The organism is Pseudoalteromonas sp. 11L1, assembly GCF_055397545.1.
Genome location: NZ_AP041141.1, coordinates 2,015,517 through 2,029,524 on the forward strand (window position 1 = coordinate 2,015,517; position 14,008 = coordinate 2,029,524).

Annotated in this window: 13 protein-coding genes; 11 read left to right on the top strand and 2 right to left on the bottom strand. The window is 39.7% G+C overall.

Features of this window, described 5'->3' with window-relative positions:
* Window positions 1–200: 200 nt before the first annotated feature.
* The 3 genes from ACZ5WS_RS09450 to ACZ5WS_RS09460 all read left to right on the top strand — a co-directional run bounded on the left by ACZ5WS_RS09450 (window position 201) and on the right by ACZ5WS_RS09460 (window position 4,825).
* The gene (locus tag ACZ5WS_RS09450; RefSeq protein ID WP_243533192.1) at window positions 201–1,232 is read left to right on the top strand and encodes an IS630 family transposase; all 1,032 of its coding nucleotides are present in this window, start codon (window positions 201–203) and stop codon (window positions 1,230–1,232) included.
* A gap of 458 nt (window positions 1,233–1,690) precedes the next feature.
* On the top strand, window positions 1,691–3,400 hold the full coding sequence (locus ACZ5WS_RS09455) for an ATP-dependent nuclease (protein ID WP_138569924.1): 1,710 nt from the start codon (window positions 1,691–1,693) through the stop codon (window positions 3,398–3,400).
* Between the two features lie 9 nt (window positions 3,401–3,409).
* Window positions 3,410–4,825 carry a UvrD-helicase domain-containing protein gene (locus tag ACZ5WS_RS09460; protein WP_138569925.1) on the top strand — a complete coding sequence of 472 codons (1,416 nt, stop codon included), beginning with the start codon at window positions 3,410–3,412 and terminating at the stop codon, window positions 4,823–4,825.
* A gap of 317 nt (window positions 4,826–5,142) precedes the next feature.
* On the opposite strand, the gene ACZ5WS_RS09465 is transcribed toward ACZ5WS_RS09460, so the two are convergent.
* A complete protein-coding gene (locus ACZ5WS_RS09465) occupies window positions 5,143–6,540 on the bottom strand; it encodes a heavy metal sensor histidine kinase (RefSeq protein WP_055018910.1) in 1,398 nt (465 codons plus the stop codon).
* Window positions 6,530–7,216, bottom strand: coding sequence for a heavy metal response regulator transcription factor (locus ACZ5WS_RS09470; protein WP_004588805.1), 687 nt, complete (start codon window positions 7,214–7,216; stop codon window positions 6,530–6,532). Before ACZ5WS_RS09470 ends, ACZ5WS_RS09465 begins: the two co-directional genes overlap by 11 nt.
* Before the next feature lie 166 nt (window positions 7,217–7,382).
* Here ACZ5WS_RS09470 and ACZ5WS_RS09475 point away from each other — a divergent pair, with 166 nt between their 5' ends.
* The 8 genes from ACZ5WS_RS09475 (at window position 7,383) to ACZ5WS_RS09510 (ending at window position 13,871) form a co-directional block, all read left to right on the top strand.
* Window positions 7,383–9,206 (top strand): copper resistance system multicopper oxidase, encoded by a 1,824-nt coding sequence (locus tag ACZ5WS_RS09475; protein WP_036972186.1) that lies wholly within the window; start codon window positions 7,383–7,385, stop codon window positions 9,204–9,206.
* A complete protein-coding gene (locus tag ACZ5WS_RS09480) occupies window positions 9,203–10,066 on the top strand; it encodes a copper resistance protein B (RefSeq protein WP_036972184.1) in 864 nt (287 codons plus the stop codon). Before ACZ5WS_RS09475 ends, ACZ5WS_RS09480 begins: the two co-directional genes overlap by 4 nt.
* A gap of 22 nt (window positions 10,067–10,088) precedes the next feature.
* Window positions 10,089–10,496 (top strand): copper resistance CopC family protein, encoded by a 408-nt coding sequence (locus ACZ5WS_RS09485; RefSeq protein WP_004588802.1) that lies wholly within the window; start codon window positions 10,089–10,091, stop codon window positions 10,494–10,496.
* An 11-nt stretch (window positions 10,497–10,507) separates the two neighbouring features.
* Window positions 10,508–11,416, top strand: a complete 909-nt coding sequence (locus ACZ5WS_RS09490) for a copper resistance D family protein (protein ID WP_138569926.1) — start codon at window positions 10,508–10,510, stop codon at window positions 11,414–11,416.
* Between the two features lie 22 nt (window positions 11,417–11,438).
* Window positions 11,439–11,927 (top strand): YybH family protein, encoded by a 489-nt coding sequence (locus ACZ5WS_RS09495; RefSeq protein WP_008109928.1) that lies wholly within the window; start codon window positions 11,439–11,441, stop codon window positions 11,925–11,927.
* Window positions 11,928–11,937: 10 nt separating this feature from the next.
* A complete protein-coding gene (locus ACZ5WS_RS09500; protein ID WP_024032684.1) occupies window positions 11,938–12,456 on the top strand; it encodes a DUF411 domain-containing protein in 519 nt (172 codons plus the stop codon).
* Window positions 12,457–12,596: 140 nt separating this feature from the next.
* Complete coding sequence (locus tag ACZ5WS_RS09505; RefSeq protein WP_024032683.1) at window positions 12,597–13,106, top strand: DUF305 domain-containing protein; 510 nt, start codon at window positions 12,597–12,599, stop codon at window positions 13,104–13,106.
* 33 nt (window positions 13,107–13,139) lie between these two features.
* Window positions 13,140–13,871: a MauE/DoxX family redox-associated membrane protein gene (locus ACZ5WS_RS09510; protein WP_024032682.1), complete on the top strand. Its 732-nt coding sequence runs from the start codon at window positions 13,140–13,142 to the stop codon at window positions 13,869–13,871.
* Window positions 13,872–14,008: the final 137 nt, after the last annotated feature.

A 14,008-nucleotide genomic window follows, 5' to 3' on the forward strand; every position in this document is an offset into this window, starting at 1 on the left:
CAACCTTTGAGATTGTTTGCTCAGTTCTGGTTATCTTGATGCCAGTACGACAGAAAAAATGTTACATATGAATTAGAAAGGTATGGGCTGGCATCCTAAATAGCTGTTCCAAATAGTAGATCACCCGAGGAAGGGAACTCAATGCGGTTTGCGCGATCAGATCAGTCGCCAAACATAACCAATCAACAACCGCATTGAGTATGAACAAAATAGCATTTTTATACGGCGCAGAAACCCGCCGCTTGAAGAAAATTGTACATAAAACCCGAGATAAAGACCTGTGCCGCCGGGCAAATGCGGTGTTATTGGTGCTAAAAGGTGAAACCAAGTCGCAAGTAGCCCGTGTTTTGCAAGCAGGCCGTTCATCAGTAAACCGGTGGGTAACCTGGTATGAAGCAGCAGGTATAGATGGCCTTAAAACCAAGGGTGCTGGGCGACCACCAAGTCAGCCCAAAGGCTTTATCTGCGGTGTGTTGGTGAACCATGTACCCAGGACACTGGGTTATCAGCGGTCGCGTTGGAGTAGTGAATTATTCGCACTGCTACTGCATAAGCTTTACCGTATCGTTATTCATAGCTCAACTCTCAGGCGGTGGTTGCCACAAGTCGGCATCGTCTGGCGTCGTGCGGCACCGACGCTGTATATCCAAGACCCAGATAAAGAAGCTAAGTTAGCAGCCATGCGGGAGGCACTTGAAAATTGCAGCGTGGACCATCCGGTGTTTTATCAGGATGAGGTGGATATCCACCTGAATCCGAAGATTGGTGCCGACTGGGGCTTTAAAGGTAAACAGCGTAAGGTAGCTACACCCGGCCAGAATAAGAAACACTATCTGGCGGGGGCACTGCACAGCCAGACAGGACAAATCAGTTATGTTGGTGGTGAGCGCAAGACCAGTGATTTGTTTATTGCGCTGTTGGAGCAACTGAAAGGGCAATACCGGCGAGCGAAAAGTATCACGCTAATTGTGGATAATTACATCATCCATAAGAGCAAAAAAACGCAGAAATGGCTGAATGAGAACCCAAAGTTCAAGCTCTTGTTTTTACCGGTATACAGCCCGTGGCACAACAAAATTGAAAAGCTATGGCATGCGTTGCATGAAACGATAACCCGTAACCATCAGTGTAAGAACATGGATGACTTACTGGAGCAGGTATACCACTTTATGGACACAGCGGCTCCGTTCCCAGGTGGCAAGCATGGCTTGAAGCAGGTGTATCACAATTAGGATCAGTTATTTAGTCAGCAGTAAATCCCTAGCATGGACTTGCATCTGGCACCAAACTCTACGCAGTTCTTTTCCATGTGCCGCGCAAAAACTTTAGCTCAAAACCGTTCAGTATTCGGTAATGCTGAAGTGAACGTTGATGTCCGCTATTCGCTCTTTGCCGAAGTTTGGCTAAGTGCCATGAGCAGTCATTCATGATTAACTCGTTTCTGCCCCATTACGAGTTGAATAGCTATCAACAATGGCTAAAAATGCACTTACTGATCCTATGGTTGATGTATTTAGACATTAAATAAGCAGACAAGGAATTGCGTAAATGGCAATAGGCTATTTAAAGAGGAACAGACCTTTTTATTTTTTTATTCCACGTTATTGAAATGGAATCAGCGGGGCTTTGCTTTTTGTTGCAAATTTAGATATGTTTCTGCAATAAAAGGAAAATCAAGTCAGGAAGCTTCATGTCGCTTATTCGTCACATCTGTATACGTAATTTCAGAGGTATTCAATCTTTGGATTGGTATCCAACTGAAGGTGTTAATTGTATCATTGGTCCGGGCGACTCAGGAAAGTCTTCCATCCTTGATGCAATAGACTTTTGTCTTGGCGCAAGGCGCAATATTAGTTTTACTGATGCTGACTTCCATAACTCCAATGTGGATAACCCAATTGAAATCTATGTCACTTTAGGGTGCTTAAGTAATGAGCTTCTCAGCATTGAGCGCTATGGCAGCTTTCTCCGTTCTTACAATATTACTACTCAGGAATTCTATGATGAGCCTCAAGTAGGCACTGAAACTGTTATTACAGTTAGGTTGGTCGTGGATAAAGGTTTAGATCCAGACTGGGGTTTATATTCAAATCGCGCTGCTTTGGAAGGATTAGAGAAGCGACTTCCTTGGAGTCACAGGGAGCTAATATCACCTACTAGATTAGGAGAAGGGTCTTCGCGCCATTTTACGTGGGGGCGTAATTCACTTCTAAACAAGCTATTAGAAGATAGATTTGATGTAAGTGAAGTACTTGCCGAAGTTTCTCGCAATGCCAGACAATCCTTTGCACAACAAGATGTGGATGGGATTAGCAATGTCCTCGCAAGTGTTCAAGGTGTAGCATCTGCGCTTGGGGTAAATGTAGGTGAGCTTCAAGCTTTACTTGATGTGTCGAGTGTTTCTGTCTCGCATGGCGCAGTGAGCTTACATGATGTTAATGCAACGCCAATTAGGCAAATGGGTACCGGCTCTACTAGATTGCTTTTAGCGGGACTTCAAAAATTGGTTTCCACCTCAAAACTGTTGATAATTGATGAGGTAGAATTTGGCTTAGAACCATTTAGAATTAGTCGCTTATTAAAAGAAATCGGTGCAAAAGAACAGCAACCAACACAGCAAGTATTTATCACAACTCATTCCCCATATGTTCTTCGAGAATTAAAATCGTCACAGATACATATTTTGAGGAAGTCATCAGTAGCGAGGCAACCTCAAATAAGTCACCTGATGTATTCAATGAATGATAGCGACGAGCATCAATCGACTTTGCGAGTATGTGCTGAAGCATTCTTGAGTAATAAAGTAATAGTTTGTGAAGGTAAAACTGAAATAGGACTTCTGAAAGGTGTCGATGCGGTAGAGCAAAGCCAAGGGCGGCACAGTATTGAATCGCTTGGTGTCATGCATGCAGATGGAGGCGGCAGTCATATGTTTAAGCGAGCCAAAGTCTTCAATGAATTGAGCTACTCTGTTTCAATATTCAAAGATTCAGATATTAATGACCAGCAGCAAGCATCTATCACAGAAGCAATGAAACTTGGCATACCTATGTTTGAATGGGGGGATAGCCAAGCTACTGAGCAGGCAATATTTAATAACTGCCACCTTAATCTCATTCCGCAATTGTTAAATATTGCAGTTGAGAGAAAAACTAATGTCGCGGTAAATGCACACATTACCAACGCAACTGAAAATCAGCTGAACCTCACAATTTGTACCCAGACTCCTCAAGATGCTCATCGATCGTATCTTGGTCTATCAGCAAAGAAAAAAGAATGGTACAAAGACATTGAGCCTATGGAAAATGTCGCAGAAACAGTTCTTTGGCCTAACAAACAATGGATTCAACCAGTTTTCACTCAAGTGTTAGATAATCTTCTTGCGTGGGCACGACAATAGGGACTAAAAGTGTCAGCAGAAATCATATTAGAAAATGAAATTGGGGCTATTGAAGCTCCAGCAGGATGCGGAAAAACTCAACTCATAGTTGAAGTTTTAGCGATTCCAACTATTAAGCCATATTTGGTTTTAACCCATACAAATGCTGGCGTTACTGCTCTTCGAAAGAGGCTGACTAGAGCAAGAGTTCCTGCAAAAAATTACGTATTATCGACCATTGATGGCTGGTCTGTGAGAATCGCGAGTAGTTTTAGCCACAATTGTCAAATAGCCTCACCCGTTGAAAACTCTCGAACGTATTACCCTGAATTAAGAAGTGTGGTGAGTCGTTACTTGGCTACTGGAAGTCTGCATGAAGTGATCAGAGCATCATACTCACGTCTGATTGTTGATGAATACCAAGACTGTAACCAAGAACAACACAATATTGTTTGCTCTATTGCACAGTGCATCCCAACTACAGTTTTAGGGGATCCAATGCAGTTGATTTTCAATTTTAGAGGTACGCAGATTCCTAATTGGCAAGGTCAGGTCTTAAATCATTTCCCGCTGCTAACCGAGTTGAATACACCTTGGCGCTGGATAAACGTACAAAACCAAGAGCTAGGTGAGTGGGTGTTGGAATGCCGTAGGAGATTGATAACCGGAAACAGTATTGATTTAAGGCATAGCCCTAACTCGGTATCGCATATTCAACTAAGCCAAAATCATCAAGAAAATATGCGATTGAAGAGTACAGCACAATACCAGCTTAGAAACGCTTATCCGCAAGATTCTCTGTTAGTTATTGGTGATTCAATAAACGCAAACTCAAGACATTTATATGCGAGTCAAAATAACGGGATTAATGTGGTTGAACCCGTTGATTTAAGAGATTTAATTACTTTTGCTGGACAGCTAGATGTTGAACTAGGCGAGCAATTAGCGACTAGCGTAGTCAATATTTTTGGAGCACTGGCTACCGGAATTGGTGCTTCAACTTGGATTCCAAGAATAAGGACAATATTAGCAGGTAGAAACAGAAGCGCACCAAGCCTGACCGAAGCAGCAATAGTCGCATTTATTCAAACGAAAGCAGCGGCTAACTTTTTGGCAATTATGAATGCTGTTGATGCTGACAATAATATTAGAGTCTATCGACGTGCGGCATTCAGGGCATTAAATAGTGCCATTAATAGCGTTGTTTGCGATCCATCCTTGAGCTTCAAGCAGGGTATGGAAAAAGCCAGAGAAATTCTACGTCAACGAGGTGACACCCGTATTCCTAATTTGGCTATAGGTAGTACTCTGTTACTCAAGGGCTTGGAAGCAGATCACAGTTTAATCATTGATGTTACTAACATGAATAGCCAAAATTTATATGTTGCCTTATCAAGAGGTGCTAAAACCATATCTATTGCAAGCTCTACTACAGCACTTCCATAATTGCTTCTTTGCAACTGTTCAGCCAACTCGTTTTTGTCCAAAAACGAGTTTACCCGACCCTCCGCTTTTCGCTCAAATAAGACCCCGAAAAATGGCTCATATAGCTATCTAGGTTAACGCTTTCAAAAAACAGAAGTATATTTCCGATAACTACCTTTGAATTCCTATAAGCGGAAGTTTGCTTCCGAAATATAGCAATATTGGGTTAGAAACCGGAAGTTTACTTCCGTTTTGTACTTTAAGTTTATAAACCGGTGTTTAATGAAAGCTGGGAAGTCTAGAGGTACAAGCAAACATTGGGTTATTAAATTTAATAATTAGCTTTTAGCTAAATTTAGAAAAACTTTAAAGCTGGTAGTTTGATTATTTGAACTGACCTCTATATTTCCACCGTTTGCTTGCGCTAGAGCTTTAACTATTGCAAGCCCTAAACCAGCTCCATCGCTGTGTCGTTGGCGCGATTTATCGGGTCGATAAAAGCGGTCAAATAAATAAGGTAAATGCTCAGAAGGTATTCTCTCCCCAGTATTAATCACTGAAATACATATTTTTTCAGCGGTAAATATTTCACTATTTACTGTGATTGATGAGCCTTTTGGGGCATACCTTATTGCATTGGATAGGAGGTTTGATAATAATTGGCGAAAGTGTAATTTGTCACAATAAAAACAAAGGTTTTGACCTTTTTTCTTAAATGTAATCAATGAGTCTTCAGCCAAAGCATCAAAGTACTCAAATAATGCTTCAATTTCATCATGGCTTTTTAGAGTATTTTGAACGGGTTTAACCAGTCCATTCTGAGTTTTTGCAAGCCAAAGCATATCACTAACCATCTTAGTTAGTCGTTCCAGCTCTTCTAGATTAGAAAACAATAATTCTTGATACTCTAACAACTGTCTTTTTTTAGATAAACCAACCTGTGTTTGAGTGATTATATTTGTTAGTGGAGTACGTAACTCATGCGCAATATCACTAGAGAAATTTGATAAACGAATAAATTCACCTTGGAGCCTGTCGAGCATCGAGTTAAACGACTGCACCATATTAACAAGCTCAATAGGCACTTTATTTTCATCAAGCCTTACATCCATCTTATTAGTTTGGATGTCATGCATTTTCTGACTCAAACCTCGTAAAGGGTTCAATCCTTGATGTATAGCAAACCAAGCCACCAATAAAATGAGTACCGCAGAGCCAAACATAATAGCCCAAAGACTTTGTTGAAATTGATTGAGAAAGTGTAAATGAAAGCTCATGTCTATCGCTGTAGTAATTTTGTATTGCTGTTGCCCAGTACTTAAATTACTCACCAGAGCTCGGTAGGTGTGGGTATCATTTTGCCATGAGGTAATGTTGTTACGGTTAAAGCCAGCTGAAGCATTAGCACTCATTACAAAATCACTAAAATCTCGTTCAGAACTTTGAAAAATGAGCTCTCCTTTTGCGGTATTTACCTGATAGTAAACACCGTGATGACCCGCTACAGCGTTAGATAATTCATTTTTAAGTTTCAGGTTTGATTTATACTGTTGTCTTAAAACTAATTCAATAGATTGATTAATAACATGCAGTTCACTACTATCTTGCTGGAAAAAATGATGTTTTATCGAACTATTTATTAAGGTGGCAACTAAAGTTAAGCACGCAATAACGGTTACAGCGACAAACAACACAACACGCATCGTAAGTGATAAAGGCCGTGACTTAATAGCCATCAGTTTCAACCTCTAATTTATAGCCCATACCACGAACCGTATGAATTAATTTAACAGTAAAGTCATCATCAACTTTTGCTCTTAGCCTACGAATGGCAACATCAATCACATTGGTGTCGCTATCAAAATTCATATCCCATACTTGAGAAGCAATTAACGAACGTGGCAGTACTTCACCTTCGCGCCGTAACAATAGTTCAAGTAAGCTAAACTCTTTATTACTCAATAAAATACGCTTGCCTGCACGTTGTATTTTTCGCTTTGGAATATCCATTTCTAAATCAGCAACTATCAGTATATCGTCAACTGTTTGTACTACACCACGGCGAATAAGAGTGCGTACTCTTGCTAAAACTTCAGCAAAAGCAAAAGGCTTTATTAAATAGTCATCAGCACCAAGTTCGAGCCCCTTTACTCTATCGTCTATACTATCGCGAGCAGATAAAAATAGTACTGGGGTTTTGTTATCTGCTTCACGTAGCGACTGTAAAATTTTCCAACCGGATACGTCAGGTAACATGACATCAAGTATTATTACATCAAATAAGTCGGTCATTGCTAGGTGATGACCGTCAAGTCCATTGCGCGCCAAAGAAACCTGAAAACCAGCTTCACTTAGCCCCTGTTTTAAATAATCTCCTGTCTTTGATTCATCTTCAACAACTAATAAGCGCATACAATTCCTTCATTAAAGTCCTAACAACTACCTCTGCAAATATTATGCAGTATCTGTCACTACAGCAACATGACACCAACATTACAACTTTGTAATGTTCGCGTCATGTTTAAGACAGGTCTATTTTCTATACTCAATACATATTCTGGTATGAAGGAGTAAGGAAATGGGGTTTAAAAAGTCATCACAACAGGTTAGCACACCACGAAGACGATTTGTTCAAGGCTTAATTGCAGGAGGTGTACTTGCTGCTTTTCCGAGTGTATTACATGCTGCATCATCTTTAGTAACAGGAACAATAACAGGCACTGTGCCCGAACTTAGCGGCAAAGTAATTGATCTGGTTATAGATGAATCGCCGGTTAACTTTACTGGCGTAGTACGTATGGCGACAACTATCAATGGCTCTATACCCGCCCCTACCTTGCGCCTCAAAGAAGGCGATGACGTTACTATTAGAGTAACAAATAAGTTATCAGTACCGAGTTCAATTCATTGGCATGGCATTATTTTACCGTATCAAATGGATGGCGTACCTGGTATCAGTTTTAAAGGCATTATGCCTGGCGAAACCTTTGTTTATAAATTTAAATTACAACAAAGCGGTACATATTGGTATCACTCACATAGTGGCTTTCAAGAAATGACTGGCATGTACGGTGCATTAATTATTGAACCGCGAGAAAAAGATATTATTAGTGCAGATAACGAGCATGTTATTCAATTATCTGATTGGACTGATGATGACCCAATGGCGCTGTTCCGCAAATTAAAAATACAGAGTGATGTATTTAACTTCAATCAGCCCACTGTTCCAGAATTTTTTGATGACGTTTCAAATAGCGGTGTTTCGAATGCTTTGCAACGCCGCAAAATGTGGAATCAAATGAGAATGAATCCTACAGATTTAGCTGACTTATCTGCATCAGCAATGACCTTTTTAATGAACGGTAGTACGCCAATGTCAAATTGGCGAGGAATGTTTAAAGTTGGAGAAAAAGTAAGACTTAGGTTTATTAATGGCTCAAGCAATACTTTTTTTGACGTTCGTATTCCAGAACTAAAACTAACAGTTGTACAAGCTGATGGGCAAAACGTTGAACCAGTGACAGTTGATGAATTTAGATTCGGCCCTGGTGAGACCTACGACGTAATTGTTGAGCCTAAAAATGATGCCTATACGATTTTTGCTCAAAGTATGGATCGCTCTGGTTACGCAAAAGGAACTTTATCAAGCTCGCCTAATATTGATGCGCCAGTACCTGCACTTGACCCTGTTGAATGGTTAACGATGACCGATATGATGGGCAATATGACCCACGGCGGTGAGCATTCTGCAATGGCAGGTATGGCTGGCATGTCAGGTATGAACTCTAAAGAAATGGATCATAGCGCTATGGAGCACGGTGCAATGGCGATGGATCATAGCAAACATGGTATGTCTGAAAACCCATTGGCAGTTGCCAGCCCTAAAGTGCGTCATGCCAAAACGGAGTATGGAGCTTCAGTTGATATGCGCGTTGATATGCCTAGAACAAATCTTGATGATCCTGGTATTGGTTTACGTAAAAATGGTCGCCGTGTTTTAACACTTGCAGATTTACACTCACTTGAAGGGGTCACTAACCAGCAAGAGCCAGAAGCTGAAATTGAGTTGCATTTAACCGGAAATATGGAACGTTATAGCTGGTCATTTGATGGCTTAGAATTTGGTAAAAGCACGCCAGTGCATATGAAGCATAACCAACGTTTAAGAGTTATTTTACAAAACGATACCATGATGACGCACCCTATGCATCTGCATGGTATGTGGAGTGATTTAGAAAACGAGCAAGGTGATGTGCAAGTGCGACGTCATACAATACCTGTTCAACCCGCACAAAGAATCAGCTTTTTAACCACCCCTCACGATGTAGGGCGCTGGGCTTGGCATTGCCATTTATTATTCCATATGGATGCCGGCATGTTTAGAGAGGTAGTCGTATCATGAAACAATTAAAACTATCTAAATCATTTAGTTTATTAATGTTAACTGGGGCTTCATTAATTAGTTTCCCTTTATTAGCGCAAAGTGAAATGGCACAAATGAATAGCGCTAAGATGCAACCACAAGGAGGAAGTGCACCTAAAGATGCAAGAGACCCCCATGCTTACTCTGCGGGAACAACTTTAACAGAAGGCCCATATGCGCTTGAGGGCAATGAGCGATTAACACTCGCTGATGAGCATCCATTTTACGCATTACTAGGCGATCGTCTTGAATATAACGAGCAAGCAAACGCAGGTGTATTTGACTTACAAGCATGGTACGGCACTACCTTTGATCGATTGGTAATTAAAACCGAGGGTGATTTCAGCGAAGGAAGTATTGAAGAAAACCAAACCGATATTTTATGGGGTCACGCCGTATCAGCATATTGGGATACTCAAGCAGGTGTTCGTCTTGATTACAATAAAGAAGGTGAAAATCGGCAATGGTTGGCTTTTGGCTTACAAGGTTTAGCCCCTTATTGGTTTGAACTTGATATGACAGCATACGTAGGTGAGCGAGGCAATACCGCATTTACGTTAGAGGCAGAGTACGAACTACTACTCACGCAAAAGCTAATTATACAACCGCGAGCCGAAATTACACTTTATGGCAAAAACGATAAACAAAACGAGCTTGGAAGTGGCCTATCAAGCAGCGCGATTGGCTTTAGGGTTCGTTATGAATTTACACGCCAGTTTGCGCCCTATATTGGCGTTGAATGGGGCAATAAATTTGGCAATACCGCCGACTATGCCACATCAAGTGGACAAAGTAGCAACAACACCGCATTTGTTGCGGGTATTAAATTTTGGTTTTAATCATTTTAAATAAGAGGTAATTATGAAGTTTTTTAACTCTGCAGTAGCCATTTTAGGTTTAGTGCTTACATTTTCCGCATCAGCGCATATATCACTCAAGCAATCAATACCTGCACAAGAAGCCATGTTAATGCAAGGACCAGAGGAACTTTCGTTAATTTTTAGTGGTGAAGTAAGGCTAGCAAAAGTCATCATCAAAGATGAAAAAAATAAAACAATAAACTTTGATTTCAAACCCAGCGCCACCCCAAGCACAGACTTTAATTGGTCATTACCGAGCCTAGCCCAAGGCACTTACACGGTTAAATGGACAGCACTGGGTGGTGATGGACATAAAATGACTGGCACGTTTAGATTTATGGTACATAAAAATGAATCGCATAAGATGATGCAAGAACAATCTAATACCCACAGCAAACATAATCATTAAGTAGCAACATCATGCAATTAAGTGAATGGTCAGTGCTCTTACTATTATTAAAACTAGCAAGCTATATAGCAATTGTAGGGCTTGCGGGCACTTTATTAATGCGCTTTATGTGTGGCAACAGCAATGTTGCAGGGCATCACTTAATTAGCTTTCATCAGTTCTTAAAACGTTGGCAAATTACGTGTGTAGTTACAGGTAGTATTGCTGCACTTTTACAAGTACCTATAGAAGCTGGAGCAATGGCTGAATCAGGCTTTATGGGAATGTTTGACCCCTTTATGCTTGAAATTGTTTGGCAATCAGTCATAGGTGACCAAGCAAGGTTTAGAATACCAGCGCTTATTATTGCTCTAATTAGCGCATGTATGTGGAATGTGGAATCAGATGATAACGTAGCAGGTTATAAAAACGATGCCGTTATACTAATCATGCTTGGGTTTATCGCTTATAGCTTCACTTTTACTGGGCACAGCGCAAACGAAAATGGGTTAGTGAAAAGTATTTTAACCTTTCACCTTATTGCCATTGCGAGCTGGTTAGGGTCATTGTGGCCGCTTTACAAAAGCTGCACTTTACTACCTACCAGTGAAGTAAAGCGGTTAATGCATTACTTTGGTCAACTCGCTATTGTTATTGTATTTGTACTACTTATTTCGGGCTTAACTCTGCTCCTGCAGTACCTAGAGTCATTTTCTGCATTGTTTACATCAGATTATGGGCAACTAATTTTATTAAAGCTGTTACTCGTCAGCGCGATGCTGCTCCTAGGTGCATGGCATAAGCTTTTTTTAGTCCCGCAAATCACTCAACAACACCATATAAGTATATTAAAACGCTCGATTACTGTTGAAATAGTAATTGCCCTGTTTGTACTTATTACAACAAGTGTATTTACCACACTTGTTGGTCCGCCTATTTAACGATTAATAAAAAGGGAAACGTATGTTAATTAAATCCTTTAATTTAAAAATTTTATTGCTACTAATTTTTAGCACTGTTAGTTCTTTTACTGTTAGTGCACATGACGATGAAAAATATTCAAAAAAAGGCAAGGCCTTTGTCAATGTTGATAGCGAGGCTGCAAAAACAGTCAGCCTATTTCATGCATCTCTAAAACAAGGTAATCGCGAAGCTGCACGTAAATTACTGGCCGACGATGTCATCATTTTTGAAGGCGGAAGTGTTGAGCGTTCTGCAGATGAATACGCGAAACATCATATGATAGCGGATATGAAATTCTTAAGTGCTGTTAATAGTGAACTACTAGAGCATCAAGTTTACACAAATGGAGACATAGCTTACTCAATTTCAAGAAGTAAAACTCAAGGAAAGTACAAAGGAAAAGATATTAAGTCTATGGGAATGGAATCAATCACATTAAAAAACACCGATACAGGTTGGAAAATCACTCATATTCATTGGTCAAATTAAGGAGTTAACAATGCGAGTAATCTACATTACCTCAGCGTTATTTTTATCATTAACTATGTCATTTTCGGCGATAAGTATCGAAAAACAACATAAAGCATTAATAACTTATGAGAATTCAGAAAAACCTAAAATTGAGCTTACCGTTTATAAAAGTAAAAATTGTGGATGTTGTAATAAGTGGATTGCTCATTTGAGCGAAAACAATATTCAAACAAAAGCAATTAACGTCAATGACATGGGGACGATTAAATCTCAGTATCAAATAAAATCAAATATGCGGTCATGCCATACAGCCGTTTCAGCCGATGGATTTGTATTTGAAGGTCATGTTCCCGCCAAACATATAAAACAGTTTTTAGCTGAACAACATCCTGAAAAGACGATAGGGCTCTCTGTTCCCGCTATGCCTGCTGGTACGCCAGGTATGGAAATGGGCGATCGCTTTTATAAATATAATATTGAAATGCTTACGCACGATTTACAGCAAAATACTTATAAGCATATTAGCAAATACGCTGAGCAGTTTTAACACTTATGGCACAACTCTTGATGTAATATTAAACATTGATTCAATGATTAAATATATAGTGGGTTTACGCCTAATAACCTGTAAGAATTACCCATTGGTATAAATGATATACAAAGTAAATGATAGAAAGGAGCCATCTAATGTCGCAGTATTTAAAGTTTTTCTTAATGATAGCCACATCAACATTAGTCATGTTTGTACTGATGTATTTGAATACTTATCAGCTAAGTCATGTTTTTTTTAGTGAAACTCGCACTTATATGGCGCTTTATATGGGAGCCATGATGGCAGTGATAATGCTACTTTTCATGCTCAATATGTATAAAGATAAAAAGAAAAATATAACAGTACTCATTGCTAGTGTTACCGTATTTGCGGGAAGTTTATTTTTAGTTCGATCACAAGCGACTGTTGATGATAGCTCATGGATGTCGGCGATGATCCCACATCATTCAATTGCAATACTCACCAGTGAAAGGGCAAAAATCAAAGATAAGCGAGTCCAAGAGCTTGCAACAAATATTATTGAGGCACAGCGTCGTGAGATTAAAGAAATGCAGTGGTTACTAAAGGATATAGAGAAAAATGGCCTAGCAGAAACTCAGGAGCAAGCACAATCTAGGACCGTACCGGATTTTAATGCTAAGTAAAATTTTATACCAATACATAAAAGGGAGCTAAACATGAGTAAATCAGCCCAACTTTTTAGAATGGCCACAGATGAGCATATTTGTCCGTTTGGTTTAAAATCAAAAGACCTACTAGAGCGAGAGGGATATACAGTTGATGATCAGCTATTAACTTCTCGAGAGCAAACAGATGAATTTAAAAAACAACACAGTGTAGAAACTACACCTCAAACATTTATTGATAATAAACGTATAGGTGGCTATGACGACTTACTCGATTACTTTGATAAGCCAAAAGCTGGGCAAGAAGGTACAACTTACACGCCCGTGATTGCGATTTTTTCGGTTAGTTTTTTGCTTAGTGTGGCATTTAGTTTTGCAGCGAATAATAGCTTATTATCAATGCAAACCGCTGAACTGTTTGTAGCCCTAACAATGGCAGTGTTAGCAATACAAAAGCTTCAAGACTTATTTAGCTTTACTAATTCATTTATAACCTATGACTTAGTCGCTATGAAAGTAGTCAGGTACGCCTATGTTTACCCATTTTTAGAAGCATTTGTTGGCATTGGAATGATAGCCGGATTACCAGCCTATATTATTGCCCCTATTTCATTGTTCATAGGTGGGGTTGGTGCTGTTTCAGTGATAAAAGCAGTCTATATAGATAAACGAGAGTTAAAATGTGCGTGTGTAGGCGGTGACAGTAACGTACCACTAGGGTTTATCTCCCTAACAGAAAACCTGTTTATGATCGCTGCCGGTATTTGGATGTTTGTTAAGTAAACAACAGCTTTAATTTAAAAACATGATGATGTACTAGTGTGATTACCAAGGGATTATGTCGCTCTAATTACCGAGCGACTTTGTCGTAAATAGCATATCAGCTGTACTAGCTCATATCAGATCTCACAGTTTAAGTG

Excerpts from the sequence above, each read along its gene's own strand:
- ACZ5WS_RS09480 (WP_036972184.1), top strand. The coding sequence starts at position 9,203 with ATGAAACAATTAAAACTATCTAAATCATTTAGTTTATTAATGTTAACT.
- ACZ5WS_RS09485 (WP_004588802.1), top strand. The coding sequence starts at position 10,089 with ATGAAGTTTTTTAACTCTGCAGTAGCCATTTTAGGTTTAGTGCTTACA.
- ACZ5WS_RS09475 (WP_036972186.1), top strand. The coding sequence starts at position 7,383 with ATGGGGTTTAAAAAGTCATCACAACAGGTTAGCACACCACGAAGACGA.
- ACZ5WS_RS09500 (WP_024032684.1), top strand. The coding sequence starts at position 11,938 with ATGCGAGTAATCTACATTACCTCAGCGTTATTTTTATCATTAACTATG.
- ACZ5WS_RS09495 (WP_008109928.1), top strand. The coding sequence starts at position 11,439 with ATGTTAATTAAATCCTTTAATTTAAAAATTTTATTGCTACTAATTTTT.
- ACZ5WS_RS09505 (WP_024032683.1), top strand. The coding sequence starts at position 12,597 with ATGTCGCAGTATTTAAAGTTTTTCTTAATGATAGCCACATCAACATTA.
- ACZ5WS_RS09450 (WP_243533192.1), top strand. The coding sequence starts at position 201 with ATGAACAAAATAGCATTTTTATACGGCGCAGAAACCCGCCGCTTGAAG.
- ACZ5WS_RS09470 (WP_004588805.1), bottom strand. The coding sequence starts at position 7,216 with ATGCGCTTATTAGTTGTTGAAGATGAATCAAAGACAGGAGATTATTTA.
- ACZ5WS_RS09455 (WP_138569924.1), top strand. The coding sequence starts at position 1,691 with ATGTCGCTTATTCGTCACATCTGTATACGTAATTTCAGAGGTATTCAA.
- ACZ5WS_RS09465 (WP_055018910.1), bottom strand. The coding sequence starts at position 6,540 with ATGGCTATTAAGTCACGGCCTTTATCACTTACGATGCGTGTTGTGTTG.
- ACZ5WS_RS09490 (WP_138569926.1), top strand. The coding sequence starts at position 10,508 with ATGCAATTAAGTGAATGGTCAGTGCTCTTACTATTATTAAAACTAGCA.
- ACZ5WS_RS09510 (WP_024032682.1), top strand. The coding sequence starts at position 13,140 with ATGAGTAAATCAGCCCAACTTTTTAGAATGGCCACAGATGAGCATATT.